Here is a 14124-nt window from a genome sequence, read left to right on the forward strand (position 1 = left end):
GCCCAGCAGCCCCGCGCGCCCCAGCCGCAGGCGCCCGTCGCCCCGGCCCCGCGCAGCGCCGTGCCGCCCGCGGCCCCGGCCTACCGCGCGCCCCAGGGCAACCTCGACGCGCAGGGCCGCGCCGCGCCGCAGCCGCGCATGATGGACGACGATCACCTGGAGATCCCGGCCTTCCTGCGCCGCCAGGCCAACTGACGCGACGGCCCCGGGCTACGGCCCGGGGCGCCCCGACGCGCCTTCGAGAACCCGCCACCCGCGAGGGAGGGCGGGTTTTTGCATTGCACAATCAGGCATGCATGCGGAGCGATGGTGCATCTCGGCCACAGCCCCGCCTTCGGCTTCAAGCTCGGTTAACCATCTGTTAACATGTTGATGGACCAATTCTTTTCTGAATGTTGGCGAAAGCGTGTCTGTAACAGAGCGTAAGAATCCGTGATTTGGCCGCCCTTTGGTGCACCGCTATAAAACTTGCGAACGATGAGAAATGCGGTGGCCGAAGGCTGCCGACACGCAGGGACTCAAGCAGCGGACGGATCGAGGGCGCGGTGCCGGGCGGACAGCCGGGCACCAGCGGCGGGGTCACGGCCGAGGGCTAAGGAATGCGATCAAACCAGCAGACGACCCTCAAGGGCGCGGTGACCCTCAGCGGCATCGGCGTCCATTCCGGCAACCCGGTCGAGATCACGATCCGGCCAGCGCCAGCCAATCACGGTATCGCCTTTCTCCGAACCGGCATGCCCAACGGCAATGACCGGCTGATCCAAGCCCACCACGCCTGCGTCTCCGCCACCGAGCTGTGCACCGTCATCGGCGACGTCGACAGCGGCGCGGTCGCCACGATCGAGCACCTGATGTCCGCCCTCTTCGGGCTCGGCATCGACAACGCCCTGGTCGAGATCGACGGCCCCGAGATGCCGATCCTCGACGGCAGCGCGCTCCCCTTCGTCAAGGCCATCGACAAGGTCGGCGTCGCCGGCTGCGGCGTACCGCGCCGCTGGATCAAGATCCTGCGCCACGTGCGCATCGAGGCCGGCACCGCCTTCGCCGAGCTTCGCCCGATCGACCGCGGCTTCCGCCTCGACGTGGAGATCGACTTCGCCAACCCGGTGATCGGCCGCAGCCGCAAGGCGATGGACCTGAGCGCCGCCGCCTATCGCCGCGAGATCGCCGGCGCCCGCACCTTCGGCATGATGAAGGACGTGGAGCGCTACTGGAAGGCGGGCTTCGCGCTGGGCGCTTCCCTCGAGAACACCGTCGCCGTGGGCGAGACCGCCGTGGTCAACCCGGAAGGCCTGCGCTTCGCCGACGAGTTCGTCCGCCACAAGATTCTCGACGCCGTCGGCGACCTCGCGCTGGCCGGCCTGCCGATCCAGGGCGCCTACCGCTCCTATTGCGGCGGCCACCGCATGAATGTCGGCGTCCTCACCGCCCTGTTCGCCGACCGCGCGAACTACGCGATCGTCGAGGCGCCGGGCCCCCGCCGAGAGACCGCCCTCGCCGAGTTCGGCGTCGGCCTCGGCATCGCGGCCTTCGCCGCGGAACTCTGACCGCCAGAACCGTTGCATCCGCGACACAGCAGCTTGCGGAATGCGGGCGCCGCGCCCCTGCCGCTTTCGCGCCCGAATCGAGCGTCACGGTGAAGCATCCGTGAAGGACCCGCGGCGGTCGCGGCGCAACCCGCGCCGGATCGCCGAAGTCCCGGCTCGGAACCAGATCTCAGGAAGGCGGCCCACCCCGCGTGAGGTGGGCCCGGGCCCGTTCGGGAAAGAACCGCAGATGCGCCTCACCCCCCGCACTCGCAAGGCTTCGGCCGCCCTCGTGGCTGCCCTCGGCCTCGGCCTCGGCGGTTGCGATTTCGACCCGACAGGGCTCTTCGCCGAGAAGTACAAGCCCGAGATCATCGAGAATACGCCGGCCGACAAGCTCTACAGCGAGGGCCTGGCCAAGATCGAGGACAGCGACTACGAGGCCGCGGTCAAGAAGTTCGACAGCCTCGACAAGCAGTACGCCTATTCCGACTGGTCGCGGAAGGCGCTCCTGATGACCGCCTACTCGAACTACCAGGGCCAGAAGTACGACGACGCCATCAACGCCTCGAAGCGCTACCTGCAGCGCCATCCGGCCAGCAAGGATGCGGCCTACGCGCAGTATCTGATGGCGATGTCGCAGTACAAGCAGATCCCGGACGTGACCCGCGACCAGGAGCGCTCCGAGAAGGCCCTCGTCGCCCTCCAGGAGCTCGTGCAGCGCTACCCGACCTCGGAATACGCCGCCGACGCCAAGGCCAAGATCCAGATCACCCGCGACCAGCTCGCCGGCAAGGAGATGGAGGTCGGCCGCTTCTATCTCGAGAAGCGCAGCTTCCCGGCCGCGATCAACCGTTTCCGCGACGTGGTCGCCAAGTACCAGACCACCCGCCACGCCGAGGAGGCGCTGATGCGCCTGACCGAGGCCTATATGGCGCTCGGCATCACCGGCGAGGCGCAGAACTCCGCGGCCGTGCTCGGGCACAACTTCCCCGACAGCCCCTGGTACAAGGACGCGCACGCCCTCCTGGCGACCGGCGGCCTCGAGCCGCGCGAGGAGAAGTCGTCCTTCCTGAGCAAGGTCTACCGCTCGGTGCTGGGCAAGACCGCCTCGGCCGAGTAACCCCCGACACCATCGGGACCCAAATCCGAGCCGTGCCCGATCCGAAGCGATCCGGCACGGCTCTTCACGTTTCCGGATCGCCGCGTCATACCGGATCCGTTCGATCCCTTCGGGATGGCGGATCCGGTCCTCGCTCAGGCGCCGCGCGGGCTCACTGATAGGGGCTCCGCTTGGATCAGGCGGAGCCCCTATCAGATGCTCGCACGACGGACGAAGACGCTTCTGCGGAGGGCCGGTCTCCTTCCGAAGATCCGCGCGGCCGCCCCCGCCGAACCGCCGCCCGCGCCGCCGGCCTCGCCGCAGCTGACGCCGGACGGGCGCTACATCGTCACGGCCGACCTCAAGCAGAAGCTCCACGCCCACGGGATCGACACCAGCCCGCCCGCGGGCGCCATGGCGCTGCCCGCCGATTGCGTGCTGGAATCGCCCTGCAGCCTGCAATCGATGGAGATCTTCGGCCGCATCGCCATCGGCAGCTTCAGCTATGCGGTGAACGGCTACTACAACAACGTCACCCTCGGGCGGTACGTCTCGATCGGCGAGTCGGTGCAGATGGGCCGCGGCGACCATTCCATCGCCTGGCTGAGCACCTCGCCCTTCTTCTACCTGCCGCACCCGGTCTTCAATGTCGGCCGGGATTTCGAGGGTGCCGCGTCGCTGCACGCCTTCCGGCCGGACCTCACGGACCGCGAGCCCTTCGTCCAGGGCCGGACCATCGTCGTCGAGAACGACGTCTGGATCGGGCACGGCGCCTATATCCGGCAGGGCGTGCGGATCGGCACGGGAGCGATCGTCGGGGCGCATGCCGTCGTCACCCGGGACGTGCCGCCCTACGCGATCGTGGCGGGCAATCCGGGCCGGGTGGTGCGCTACCGGTTCGACGATGCGCTGATCGCGCGGCTGCTCGCCAGCCGCTGGTGGACGCTGGCGCCCTGGCAGCTCCAGGGCATCGACGTCTCGCGCCCCGCCGCCTCGATCGATGCCCTGGAAGCGCGCGTGGCCGCGGAGGAGCCCTACCAGCCGCGCATCGTCCGGCTGACCGAGCTGCTCTGAGGCGGCGCCGGATGGTGAAGCTCAGGGATACCTACTTCTTCCTCCTCGAGAATCCCGGATACCGCCGCTTCGAGCTGTGCAGCCAGCCGTTCGGCCATCGCTCCGCCTCCTTCTCGCGGGAGACGTACCAGGCGGCGCGGCGCTTCCACTTCGCCTCCTGGGCCCATGCCTATCGCGACTGGCTGGAGATCGGCCGCCCGATGGGCCTCGACTTCGCGCCCGGCCGGAACACGCTGCTGAAGCTCGTCCTCAAGGTGAAGGACGAGCCCCACCTCCTGCCGCAATGGATCGACTACCATCGCGGCATCGTCGGGCTGCACAACCTCGTCATCCTCGATTGCGGCTCGACGGATCCGGACCACCTCGCGATCCTCGACGCCTATCGCGACCGGATCCTGATCCTCGACTACCCGCATTATTACGACACGATCCACGACACCGAGCTCAACGCCGCCTTCTACGGGTTCCTCGCGCGCAACTGCCGCTACGTCTGCGTCCTCGACGCGGACGAGTTCCTGTTCGGGCATGCGGAGGGCCGGATCGGCCGGGAGCCGCTGCTCGACCTGCTCCGGCGCGGGGCGGAGGGCGTCTATGCGGGCACGTGGTTCCCGAACCTGACCGTGCCGGAGGAGCGCGACGGGCGCCTCGACTGGTCGCGGCCGCTCCGCTTCGACATCTCGCCCGAGAGCCTCGTCGCCGGCACGGTGGCCGGCAAGGCCGTCGTCCGGTCGGACCTCAGCACGCGCATCCGCCATGTCGGCCACAACCTCCACGTGCCCGAGGTGGTCGCGGCCATGCGCCCCGGCTCGTTCGGCCGGATCGGGATCCTGCACGTCTCGCGGCTCGGCCCCGATATCGCGCGGGCGCGCAGCCTCAAGCACCTGCGCGCGAAGGGCGCCGTGCCGGCCGCCCTGCTCACGCATGAGGAGGTCCGCGCCCATCTCGCCGCCCGGCGCGCAGCGGGCGAGCTCAGCCCGGTCGAGACCCACTACGCGGCGCCCTTCCTCCGGCCGGAGGAGCCGGCGGCCGAGACGGGCGCGACCTTCGAGACCGCCCTGATCGGCGGCGGCGCATCCGAGCCGAACACAGCGTTCAGCGATCGGATCGCGGGCTTCGACTTCCGCGGCTTCCTCGCCTGACCCGTCCATGGACGCGGCGCCGCCGCATCCGGTGCGTCGGCACGGCGCGTATTTTCGGCGTGAACTCGGCGATCCTTCGGGCTAAACGACCTCTGCCGCGACAGAGGCGCATCATAGGGATTTGTGCCGCAGCATGCTCGTGCAGCTTGCGATCCGCGACATCGTTCTGATCGACAAGCTCGAACTGAACTTCCGTGACGGGCTGAGCGTCCTGACCGGCGAGACGGGAGCGGGCAAGTCGATCCTGCTCGACGCCTTCGCGCTGGCCCTCGGCGGGCGCGGCGACGGCCGCCTCGTGCGCCACGGCGAGAGCCAGGGCAGCGTCACGGCCGTGTTCGACGCCCCCCTCGACCATCCGGCCCGCCGCATCGCGGCCGAGGCCGAGATCGACACCGAGGGCGACCTGATCCTGCGCCGGACGCAGATGGCGGACGGGCGCACCCGCGCCTTCGTCAACGACCAGCCGGTGGGCGTGCAGGTGCTGCGGGCGATCGGCGCGGCCCTGGTGGAGATCCACGGCCAGCACGACGACCGGGCGCTCTCCGATGCCGGGACGCACCGCGCCATCCTCGATGCCTTCGGCGGACTCCAGGCCCCCCTCGCGGCGGTCGGCGAGGCCGCGCGCCGGGTGCGGGGCGCGCGCACCGCCCTGGAGCAGCACCGCGCCCGCGTCGAGGCGGCGCGCAAGGAGGCCGACTTCCTGCGCCACGCCGTGGAGGAGTTGGCCGAGCTCGATCCGAAGCCGGGCGAGGAGGCCGCGCTCGCCGAGCGCCGCACGGTGATGCAGCAGAGCGAGAAGGTCGCCCGTGACCTCAACGCGGCGCTCGACGCGGTCGGCGGCCCGCATTCCATGGTGCCGCACCTCTCCTCCGCCGTGCGCAAGCTGGAGCGCCGCGCGAGCCAGCTTCCGGCTCTGGTCGAACCCTGCGTCTCGGCCCTCGACGCCGCCCTCGTCGCCCTCGACGAGGCCCGCGCCGTGCTCGATGCGGCAGTCGCCGAGACCGAGTTCGACCCGCGTGAGCTGGAGCGGGTGGAGGAGCGCCTGTTCGCCCTCCGCGCGGCCTCGCGCAAGTACGACGTGGCCGCCGACGACCTCGCGGCCCTGCGCGAGCGCTACGTCGCCGACGTGGCGGCGATCGATGCGGGCGAGGAGGCGCTCTCCGGCCTGGAGCGGACGCTGACGGACGCGGAGCGCACCTACGCGCAGGCGGCCGAGAAGCTCGCGGCCGGGCGTCGCCGGGCCGCCAAGCAGCTCGACGCGGCGGTGAAGGCCGAGCTGCCGCCACTGAAGCTGGAGCGCGCCCGCTTCATCACCGAGATCGCGACCGACCCGGATTCACGCGATCCCGCCGGGACCGAGCGCGTCGAGTTCTGGGCGCAGACCAATCCCGGCACCCGGCCCGGCCCGATGATGAAGGTCGCCTCGGGGGGCGAACTCTCCCGCTTCATGCTGGCGCTCAAGGTGGTGCTTGCCGACAAGGGCTCGGCCCCGACCCTGATCTTCGACGAGATCGATACCGGCGTCGGCGGTGCCGTGGCCGACGCCATCGGCGCGCGGCTCGCCCGGCTCTCGGCGACGGTGCAGGTGGTCTGCGTGACCCACGCCCCCCAGGTCGCCGCCCGCGCGCAGACCCATTTCCTGATCAGCAAGGCGCCGGTGAAGGGCGACGACCGCGTCGCGACCCGGGTCGCCTCCCTGCCGGAGGCGGCGCGGCGCGAGGAGATCGCCCGCATGCTGGCCGGCGCGCAGGTCACCGACGAGGCCCGCGCCGCGGCGGCAAGCCTGCTCCAGGCGGCAGGGGCGTGAAACGAATGGTCAAGGTTACCAGAGGCTTAAGGTTTACCGCCTCTTAACCATTCCGGCCCATGCTGGTCCGACGCGGGCCAAGGGTCGGGAGCCCGCGCTGGGTCGCGCCGGGGGAGAGGATGAGCCAGTCGGCCATCAAAGTTGAAGCCATGAGCGGGCAGGACGGGGCAGGGCGCCCGGTCGATACGCGCAGCCTCGGCGAATCGCTGCGCTCCGTCTACGAGGCGAGCATCGACAAGCTGCCCATCCCCGATTCGCAGGTCGACCTGATCCTGCGCCTGCGCAGCAAGGAGCGCGCCCTGCGCCGCCCGAACTGACGGGCGCGGGACTTCCTCGGAACCCCGCTCCTACCAGCGCCGGGCGCCGGGCCGGCGCTTGTACTCGGCCGCGCGGATCTGGGTCATGATCTGGTCGAGACGGGCCAGGAGGTCGGCCTCCTCGGTCCTCGCACCCTCGGCCTCGGCCGGATCCTGGCTGAAGCGCTGGCGGGCCTGGGCCAGGGTGAGCGCGCGCTCCACGCTCTCGCGCTCGGCATGCAGCGCGAGGAACGCGTCGTCCTCGCCTCCCGGGCGCGACGCCTCCAGGTCGGGCAGCGAATTGCCCACGGTCATGAAGCTCCCCTAAACTCGCGCCGGCGGCGACATCCGGGCTTCGCCTGTGAAAGAAACGCGCGAAGGGCGCGAACCGTGCCACGCAGGCTCCAGGCACAACCCAGGGGCGTGTTGGGACCGTAGCCGGGACCGCGGCCGAGCGGTGTCATCCGGACGTCACATCCGTGTCATAGGGCCGCAAGCGCCGGGACTTAGATGCGAGCCCGGCCGGGGATGCCGGGCCGGCTGCGGCCGGCTCGGACGATACGCGGTCGACGCCACGTCCACCCGGCGGTGCTTGTCCACCCGGCGGCAACGGAGAATCACGTGAAGCCTTTCACCTACGCGCTCGCCCTCGGCCTCGCGGCGGCCCAGCTCGTCCTGCCGGCCCGCGCCGCCGACATCACCGGTGCCGGCGCCACCTTCCCGTTCCCGGTCTACTCGAAGTGGGCCGAGGCCTACCGCAAGGAGACGGGCATGGGCCTCAACTATCAGTCGATCGGCTCCGGCGGCGGCATCAAGCAGATCCAGGCCAAGACGGTCGATTTCGGCGCGACCGACGCGCCGCTGAAGGGCGCGGCCCTCGAGAAGGACGGCCTCGTCCAGTTCCCCACCGTGATGGGCGGCGTCGTCACCGTGGTGAACATCGCCGGCCTCGAGCCGGGCAAGCTCAAGCTCACCGGTGAGGTCATCGCCGACATCTATGCCGGCAAGATCACCAAGTGGTCCGACCCCAAGATCGCCCAGCTCAACGACGGCCTGAAGCTGCCCGACGCGACGATCACCCCGGTCTACCGCTCGGACGCCTCCGGCACGACCAACATCTTCACCACCTACCTCTCCCAGGCCTCCGAGGGCTGGAAGAAGGAGTACGGCGCGGCGACCACCATCTCGTGGCCGGCCGGCCAGGGCGGCAAGGGCAACGAGGGCGTCACCGCCAGCGTCAAGCAGGTCCCGAACGCCATCGGCTACGTCGAGTCGGCCTACGCCAAGCAGAACAAGCTCAGCTACGCGCTGATCCAGAACAAGGCCGGCAAGTTCCCGCAGCCCGACGACAAGGCGTTCCAGGCCGCCGCCGCCAGCGCCGACTGGAAGGCCGCCCCCGGCTTCGGCATCTCGCTGACCAACCAGGCCGGCGACGACGCGTGGCCGATCACCGCCGCGACCTTCATCCTCGTGCACAAGGAGGCCGCCGACGCCGCCAAGTCCGCCGAGGTGCTGAAGTTCTTCGACTGGGCCTACAAGAACGGGGACAAGATGGCCACCGAGCTCGACTACGTCCCGCTGCCGGACAACGTGGTCGCCCAGATCCACGAGGAGTGGAAGAACGTGAAGGGCAAGGACGGCAAGCCCGTCCTCGGCATGTGAGCGGCTGCCCGACGGCAACCTGACCACACCGGGACGGCGCCACGGCGCCGTCCCCCCGGAACCTACGCTCTTCGATGGTGTATCCCGGCGCCTCGCCGGGAATTGATGGTGCGTGAGCCCGTCGCCCGCCCTCGCGCCGGTCGCATCCGCGCGCTAAACGCCCACCCCGGTGAAGAGAACCGCGGATGACCGCCTTGACTGATCAGATCGCGCTGGCCGACACGCAGCGCCCCGCCCAGCGGCGCGGCCCGAGCAAGGGCGCCGACAGCCTGTTCCGGGGCGCGGCCTACGCGTCCGCCATCATCGTGCTCCTGGTGCTCGCGGGCATCATCGGCTCGATCGTCTACGGGGGCTGGCCGGCCTTCCGCGAGTTCGGGTTCGGCTTCCTGACCTCCAGCGCCTGGAACGTCGGCACCGAGCAGTACGGCGCCCTCGTCGCGGTGATCGGCACCCTGGCCTCGGCCCTGCTCGCCCTCGTGATCGGCGTGCCGATCTCGCTCGGCATCGCGATCTACCTCACGCAGCTCTGCCCGGGCTGGGCGCGCAAGCCGGTCGGCATGACGATCGAGCTCCTCGCCGCGGTGCCCAGCATCATCTACGGCATGTGGGGCCTGTTCATCTTCGCCCCGCTCTTCGCCCGCTTCGTCCAGGTGCCTGTCTCGAACCTCGTCGAGGGCCTGCCGGTGGTCGGCACGCTGCTCTACGCCCGCGCGCCCTCGGGCGTCGGCATCCTGACGGCCGGCTTCATCCTGGCGATCATGATCGTGCCCTTCGTGGCCTCGATCGCCCGCGACATGCTCGACCAGATCCCGACGATCCTGCGCGAGAGCGCCTACGGCATCGGCTGCACGACCTGGGAGGTCATGCGCCACGTCCTCATCCCGCAGGCCTCCGTCTCGATCATCGGGGCAATCATGCTGGGCCTCGGCCGCGCGCTCGGCGAGACCATGGCGGTGACCTTCGTGATCGGCAACGCGAACCGCCTCTCGGCCTCGATCTTCGATCCGGGCTCGACCATCGCGTCGCGCATCGCCAACGAGTTCAACGAGGCGGACGGCCTGCAGCTCAACGCCCTGATGGCGCTCGGCTGCCTCCTCTTCGTGATCACCTTCATCGTCCTGATCATCGCCCGCCTGCTGACGCGGCGCGTGAAGGTCGCCTGAGGAAGCCTTCGATGAACGCCGCGACCACCATCACGCCGAGCGTCCGCCAGAGCCGCGTGCGTCCCTCCCGGCGCACCGCCGACCGGATGCTGCGCATCTCCTGCACCCTCGCCACCGTGCTGGGCGCGATCGTGCTCGGCTCGATCCTGCTCATGCTGATCGTCGAGGGCATCCGCGGCCTCTCGCCGACCCTCTTCACCCACCCGACGCCGGGCCCGGGCACCGAGGGCGGCGGCATCGCCAACGCGATCCTCGGCAGCCTCGTGCTCACCACCATCGGCATCGTGGTCGCGACCCCGATCGGCGTGATGGCGGGCACCTTCCTCGCCGAGTACGGCCGCACCTCGAAGCTCGCGGACGTGATCCGCTTCCTCAACGACATCCTGCTCTCGGCGCCGTCGATCCTGATCGGCCTGTTCGTCTACACCCTGATGGTGCGGCCGATGGGGACCTATTCGGGCTGGGCCGGCGGCGTGGCGCTCGCCATCATCGCGACGCCCGTGATCGTGCGCACCACCGAGGACATGCTGCGCCTCGTGCCGGGCACCCTGCGCGAGGCCGGCGCGGCCCTCGGCGCGCCGGCCTCCACGGTGATCCGCAGCGTGACCTGGCGCGCGGCCTCGTCGGGCATCGTCACCGGCATCATCCTGGCGCTGGCCCGCATAGCCGGCGAGACCGCGCCGCTCCTCTTCACCGCCCTCAACAACAACAGCTGGTTCAACGCCAACCTGATGGGCGGCGTCGCGAACCTGCCGGTGATGATCTACCAGTTCGCCCTCTCGCCCTACCCGAACTGGCAGCAGCTCGCCTGGGCCGGCGCGCTCCTCATCACCCTCGCCATCCTCGCCCTGTCGGTGGTCGCCCGCGTGGTGATCAAGCCGCAGCGCGCCCGCTGACACGACGGCCGGAAGGACCTTTCCCATGAGCACCGCCGCTGCGACCGCCGCCACCGAGGCGCTGACCCAGCCCGCCACCCGCGCCAACGCCGATTCGAGCGCCCCCGTCCGGATCGCCGTGAAGGACCTGAACTTCTATTACGGCCAGTTCCACGGCCTGAAGAACGTCAACCTCAACTTCCACGACCGCCAGGTGACCGCGCTGATCGGCCCCTCGGGCTGCGGCAAGTCCACCCTGCTGCGCACCTTCAACCGGATCTACAGCCTCTATCCGGAGCAGCGCGCGGAAGGTCAGATCCTGCTCGACGGCACCAACATCCTCGACCCGCGCGTCGACCTGAACGACCTGCGCGCCCGCGTCGGCATGGTCTTCCAGAAGCCGACGCCCTTCCCGATGTCGATCTACGACAACGTCGCCTTCGGCATCCGTCTCTACGAGAAGCTGCCCAGGGCCGAGCTCGACGCCCGCGTCGAATCCTCCCTGCGCAAGGCCGCGCTCTGGGACGAGGTGAAGGACAAGCTCAAGCAGTCCGGCATGGGCCTCTCGGGCGGCCAGCAGCAGCGCCTCTGCATCGCCCGCACCGTGGCGCAGCGCCCCGAGGTGATCCTGTTCGACGAGCCGACCTCGGCCCTCGACCCGATCTCCACCGGCCGCATCGAGGAGCTGATCGAGCAGCTGCGCAACGAGTTCACGATCGCCATCGTGACGCACAACATGCAGCAGGCGGCCCGCATCTCGCAGTTCACCGCCTTCATGTATCTCGGCGAGCTGGTCGAGTTCGGCCCCACCAACCGCATCTTCATGAACCCGGAGAAGCGGCAGACCCAGGACTACATCACCGGCCGCTTCGGCTGAGATTCCGGCCCGCCCGTCCCAGCCGATTCGAGGATCCCGCCATGGCCGACCATATCGTCACCTCCTACGACACCGACCTGGAGAACCTGCGCCGCTCCATCTCCGAGATGGGCGGCATCGCCGAGAAGATGGTCACCGAGGCCACCGACGCGCTGGTCCGCCGCGATTCCGCCCTCGCGCAGAGCGTCATCCTGGCCGACAAGCGCCTCGACGCCATCCAGCACGACATCGAGGAGCGCTCGGTGCTCCTGATCGCCCGGCGCCAGCCGCTCGCCATCGACCTGCGCGAGACCATCTCGGCGATCCGCGTCTCGGGCGACCTGGAGCGGATCGGCGACCTCGCCAAGAACGTCGCCAAGCGCGTCGTGGCGATCAGCGACCAGCCGGTCGGCCAGAAGATCATCCTCGGCGTGCAGCACATGAGCGACCTCGCGGAAGCGCAGCTCAAGGACGTGCTCGACGCCTATGCCAGCCGCGACGTCAAGGCGGCGCACGACGTGTGGGAGCGGGACGGCGAGATCGACGCCCTGTACAACTCCCTGTTCCGCGAACTCCTGACCTACATGATGGAGGATCCGCGCAACATCTCATTCTGCACGCACCTGCTGTTCTGCGCCAAGAACGTCGAGCGCATCGGCGACCACACCACCAACATCGCCGAGACCATCCAGTATCTCGTCACCGGCGAGACCCCGGCCGGCGACCGCCCGAAGAACGACGCCTCGAACTACGCCACGGTGACGCCGGGCGCCGCCTGAGGCGGCGGCATCCGGCCGGCGGGAACAGAGGACCATACGCGTACCGTCCTGAGCCGAGCGGGGCTCGGCCCAGGGCGCCCGGAGAACCGACATGCGCACGCGCATCCTGATCGTCGAGGACGAGGAGGCCCTCACCACCCTCCTGCGCTACAACCTGGAGGCGGAGGGCTTCGCGGTGGACGTGGCCGCCCGCGGCGACGAGGCGGAGCTGCGCCTCGCGGAGCAGGCGCCCGACCTGATCCTGCTCGACTGGATGCTGCCGGGCCTCTCGGGGATCGAGCTGTGCCGCCGCGTGCGGGCTCGCCGCGAGACCGAGCGCCTGCCGATCATCATGCTCACCGCCCGCGGCGAGGAGGGCGACCGCGTCCGCGGCCTGGGCACCGGAGCGGACGACTACATCGTCAAGCCCTTCTCGGTGCCGGAGCTGCTGGCCCGGGTCCGCGCGCTGCTGCGCCGGTCCAAGCCCGCCCATGTCGCCGACCTGCTGGCGGCCGGCGACATCGAGCTCGACCGGGTCAGCCACCGCATCCGCCGCAGCGGCCACGAGATCCATCTCGGGCCGACCGAGTTCAAGCTGCTCGAATTCCTGATGCAGAGCCCCGGCCGCGTCTTCTCGCGCGAGCAGCTCCTCGACGGCGTCTGGGGACACGACGTCTATATCGACGAGCGCACGGTGGACGTGCATGTCGGCCGCCTGCGCAAGGCGCTGAACCGCCCGCGCCAGCCCGATCCGATCCGCACCGTGCGCGGCTCCGGCTACGCCTTCGACGAGACGTTCTGCGCCTGAGAGCCTGTTCGAGCGGGCTTTAAGGGCGGCAGGGCCGAATGGTCCGCGCCTGGAACTCCGGCCCGGGACATCCGCGATCGTGATCGTGAGATCGGGCCGGTCCCGGCGCCGCGTCGATGCGGCCTCTTGCCGGGGCCGGCTGCCGCGTCTTCAATCGTCCCGACCCGCTCGCAGAGGCGGGGCAGGGAGGTGGCATGAACCAGATCATCGTCGTGGCGCTCATCTGCGCCAACACGGTGCAGGCACCGGACTGCACCCGCGAGACCGCCATCGACGTGGTGACCGGTCCCGCGCACACGCTGCAGGAATGCCTTGTGCAGGGCCCGGTGATCGCGGCCAATTCCGGCATCGAGATCGCCAAGGACAGCTACGTGAAGACCCGTTGCGAGCAGCGCCGCTGATGTCCGACGAGACCGTCTCATCCGAGCGGGCGGTGATGATCCGCCTGCGCGCCCGCCTCGCGGTGGTGGAGCGCGCCGCCTGGTTCGGCCTCGTCCACGCCATGCGGACGCGGGCCGAGGAGACCGAGGCCTTCATCGGCTCCGAGCGCGCCCGCTGCGCCGAGGGCTTCTCCGGCAAGGGCTGGGCCTCCGACCTCACCGAGGCGGAACGGGCGCTCCTGGCGGCGGAGGTCGATTCCGGCCTCGCCCAGCTCCTGGAGGATGCGCGCGCGGAGATCTGAAGGTTCAGCTCCGCCAGCGCGCCTTGAGCCTGGCCCAGGTCGCCTCGATCCAGCGGGCGGACTTCTCCAGCGGCACCTTCAGCCCGGGCACGTCCTGCGCGAGCAGCGCCAGGCCCACCGGCAGCATCCACAGGCCCAGCACCGGCAGGATCGAGAAGATCCCGCCGAGGATGAACAGGATCGCCGCGCCGACCCGCAGCCAGAGCCGCGACGGCTCGCGCAGCCAGTCGAGGGCGCGGCGCAGGGTTTCCGGGAGCTTCTCCGAGAGCCGGTCGACCCGGGCGTCCCAGTCCTGCGGCGTGACGATGTCTGCGGTCGGCATGCCCCCTCAACGCGGGACGGGCGCGAACGGCTCCACCCGCCGGCTGGCCTCCGG

Annotated in this window: 15 protein-coding genes and 2 pseudogenes; 15 read left to right on the forward strand and 2 right to left on the reverse strand. The window is 70.1% G+C overall.

Going from position 1 to position 14124, the window contains the following annotated elements; translation table 11 throughout:
- The 7 genes and pseudogenes from MTDSW087_RS25575 to MTDSW087_RS25605 form a co-directional block, all read left to right on the forward strand.
- A pseudogene (locus tag MTDSW087_RS25575) lies at positions 1-195 on the forward strand (cell division protein FtsZ); the annotation flags it as partial.
- 404 nt (positions 196-599) lie between these two features.
- Positions 600-1547, forward strand: a complete 948-nt coding sequence (gene lpxC, locus MTDSW087_RS25580; protein ID WP_144767941.1) for a UDP-3-O-acyl-N-acetylglucosamine deacetylase — start codon at positions 600-602, stop codon at positions 1545-1547.
- A gap of 229 nt (positions 1548-1776) precedes the next feature.
- On the forward strand, positions 1777-2649 hold the full coding sequence (locus MTDSW087_RS25585) for an outer membrane protein assembly factor BamD (protein ID WP_144767943.1): 873 nt from the start codon (positions 1777-1779) through the stop codon (positions 2647-2649).
- A gap of 705 nt (positions 2650-3354) precedes the next feature.
- A pseudogene (locus MTDSW087_RS31520) lies at positions 3355-3570 on the forward strand (CatB-related O-acetyltransferase); the annotation flags it as partial.
- A gap of 143 nt (positions 3571-3713) precedes the next feature.
- The gene (locus MTDSW087_RS25595; RefSeq protein WP_144767947.1) at positions 3714-4841 is read left to right on the forward strand and encodes a glycosyltransferase family 2 protein; all 1128 of its coding nucleotides are present in this window, start codon (positions 3714-3716) and stop codon (positions 4839-4841) included.
- Positions 4842-4974: 133 nt separating this feature from the next.
- Positions 4975-6648, forward strand: a complete 1674-nt coding sequence (gene recN, locus MTDSW087_RS25600) for a DNA repair protein RecN (protein ID WP_144767949.1) — start codon at positions 4975-4977, stop codon at positions 6646-6648.
- 119 nt (positions 6649-6767) lie between these two features.
- Positions 6768-6965 carry a hypothetical protein gene (locus MTDSW087_RS25605; protein ID WP_144767951.1) on the forward strand — a complete coding sequence of 66 codons (198 nt, stop codon included), beginning with the start codon at positions 6768-6770 and terminating at the stop codon, positions 6963-6965.
- Positions 6966-6995: 30 nt separating this feature from the next.
- Here the strand turns inward: MTDSW087_RS25605 and MTDSW087_RS25610 are convergent, their stop codons facing one another.
- Positions 6996-7259: a hypothetical protein gene (locus MTDSW087_RS25610; protein ID WP_144767953.1), complete on the reverse strand. Its 264-nt coding sequence runs from the start codon at positions 7257-7259 to the stop codon at positions 6996-6998.
- Positions 7260-7565: 306 nt separating this feature from the next.
- Here MTDSW087_RS25610 and pstS point away from each other — a divergent pair, with 306 nt between their 5' ends.
- The 8 genes from pstS to MTDSW087_RS25650 all read left to right on the forward strand — a co-directional run bounded on the left by pstS (position 7566) and on the right by MTDSW087_RS25650 (position 13748).
- Complete coding sequence (pstS, locus tag MTDSW087_RS25615) at positions 7566-8606, forward strand: phosphate ABC transporter substrate-binding protein PstS (protein WP_144767955.1); 1041 nt, start codon at positions 7566-7568, stop codon at positions 8604-8606.
- A 185-nt stretch (positions 8607-8791) separates the two neighbouring features.
- Entirely contained in the window at positions 8792-9769 is a 978-nt protein-coding gene (pstC, locus tag MTDSW087_RS25620; RefSeq protein WP_144767957.1) for a phosphate ABC transporter permease subunit PstC, read from the forward strand.
- Positions 9770-9780: 11 nt separating this feature from the next.
- Positions 9781-10665, forward strand: a complete 885-nt coding sequence (pstA, locus tag MTDSW087_RS25625) for a phosphate ABC transporter permease PstA (RefSeq protein ID WP_144767959.1) — start codon at positions 9781-9783, stop codon at positions 10663-10665.
- A 25-nt stretch (positions 10666-10690) separates the two neighbouring features.
- Positions 10691-11521 carry a phosphate ABC transporter ATP-binding protein PstB gene (gene pstB, locus MTDSW087_RS25630; RefSeq protein WP_144767961.1) on the forward strand — a complete coding sequence of 277 codons (831 nt, stop codon included), beginning with the start codon at positions 10691-10693 and terminating at the stop codon, positions 11519-11521.
- A gap of 41 nt (positions 11522-11562) precedes the next feature.
- A complete protein-coding gene (gene phoU / locus MTDSW087_RS25635) occupies positions 11563-12279 on the forward strand; it encodes a phosphate signaling complex protein PhoU (protein ID WP_144767963.1) in 717 nt (238 codons plus the stop codon).
- Between the two features lie 91 nt (positions 12280-12370).
- A complete protein-coding gene (phoB, locus tag MTDSW087_RS25640) occupies positions 12371-13066 on the forward strand; it encodes a phosphate regulon transcriptional regulator PhoB (protein WP_144767965.1) in 696 nt (231 codons plus the stop codon).
- A gap of 194 nt (positions 13067-13260) precedes the next feature.
- Positions 13261-13467 (forward strand): hypothetical protein, encoded by a 207-nt coding sequence (locus MTDSW087_RS25645; RefSeq protein ID WP_144767967.1) that lies wholly within the window; start codon positions 13261-13263, stop codon positions 13465-13467.
- Complete coding sequence (locus MTDSW087_RS25650) at positions 13467-13748, forward strand: hypothetical protein (protein ID WP_144767969.1); 282 nt, start codon at positions 13467-13469, stop codon at positions 13746-13748. Before MTDSW087_RS25645 ends, MTDSW087_RS25650 begins: the two co-directional genes overlap by 1 nt.
- A 4-nt stretch (positions 13749-13752) precedes the next feature.
- On the opposite strand, the gene MTDSW087_RS25655 is transcribed toward MTDSW087_RS25650, so the two are convergent.
- Positions 13753-14070 carry a hypothetical protein gene (locus tag MTDSW087_RS25655; protein WP_144767971.1) on the reverse strand — a complete coding sequence of 106 codons (318 nt, stop codon included), beginning with the start codon at positions 14068-14070 and terminating at the stop codon, positions 13753-13755.
- Positions 14071-14124 lie beyond the last annotated feature (54 nt).

Origin of the sequence: Methylobacterium dankookense, assembly GCF_902141855.1 — a bacterium.
Classification (GTDB): Bacteria; Pseudomonadota; Alphaproteobacteria; order Rhizobiales; family Beijerinckiaceae; genus Methylobacterium; species Methylobacterium dankookense.

What these genes read in the sequence shown, in the direction of transcription:
- MTDSW087_RS25595 (WP_144767947.1), top strand. Translation starts at nt 3,714, where the DNA reads ATGGTGAAGCTCAGGGATACCTACTTCTTCCTCCTCGAGAATCCCGGA.
- phoU (WP_144767963.1), top strand. Translation starts at nt 11,563, where the DNA reads ATGGCCGACCATATCGTCACCTCCTACGACACCGACCTGGAGAACCTG.
- phoB (WP_144767965.1), top strand. Translation starts at nt 12,371, where the DNA reads ATGCGCACGCGCATCCTGATCGTCGAGGACGAGGAGGCCCTCACCACC.
- pstC (WP_144767957.1), top strand. Translation starts at nt 8,792, where the DNA reads ATGACCGCCTTGACTGATCAGATCGCGCTGGCCGACACGCAGCGCCCC.
- MTDSW087_RS25585 (WP_144767943.1), top strand. Translation starts at nt 1,777, where the DNA reads ATGCGCCTCACCCCCCGCACTCGCAAGGCTTCGGCCGCCCTCGTGGCT.
- MTDSW087_RS25650 (WP_144767969.1), top strand. Translation starts at nt 13,467, where the DNA reads ATGTCCGACGAGACCGTCTCATCCGAGCGGGCGGTGATGATCCGCCTG.
- MTDSW087_RS25645 (WP_144767967.1), top strand. Translation starts at nt 13,261, where the DNA reads ATGAACCAGATCATCGTCGTGGCGCTCATCTGCGCCAACACGGTGCAG.
- MTDSW087_RS25610 (WP_144767953.1), bottom strand. Translation starts at nt 7,259, where the DNA reads ATGACCGTGGGCAATTCGCTGCCCGACCTGGAGGCGTCGCGCCCGGGA.
- MTDSW087_RS25605 (WP_144767951.1), top strand. Translation starts at nt 6,768, where the DNA reads ATGAGCCAGTCGGCCATCAAAGTTGAAGCCATGAGCGGGCAGGACGGG.
- pstA (WP_144767959.1), top strand. Translation starts at nt 9,781, where the DNA reads ATGAACGCCGCGACCACCATCACGCCGAGCGTCCGCCAGAGCCGCGTG.
- pstB (WP_144767961.1), top strand. Translation starts at nt 10,691, where the DNA reads ATGAGCACCGCCGCTGCGACCGCCGCCACCGAGGCGCTGACCCAGCCC.
- MTDSW087_RS25655 (WP_144767971.1), bottom strand. Translation starts at nt 14,070, where the DNA reads ATGCCGACCGCAGACATCGTCACGCCGCAGGACTGGGACGCCCGGGTC.
- recN (WP_144767949.1), top strand. Translation starts at nt 4,975, where the DNA reads ATGCTCGTGCAGCTTGCGATCCGCGACATCGTTCTGATCGACAAGCTC.
- lpxC (WP_144767941.1), top strand. Translation starts at nt 600, where the DNA reads ATGCGATCAAACCAGCAGACGACCCTCAAGGGCGCGGTGACCCTCAGC.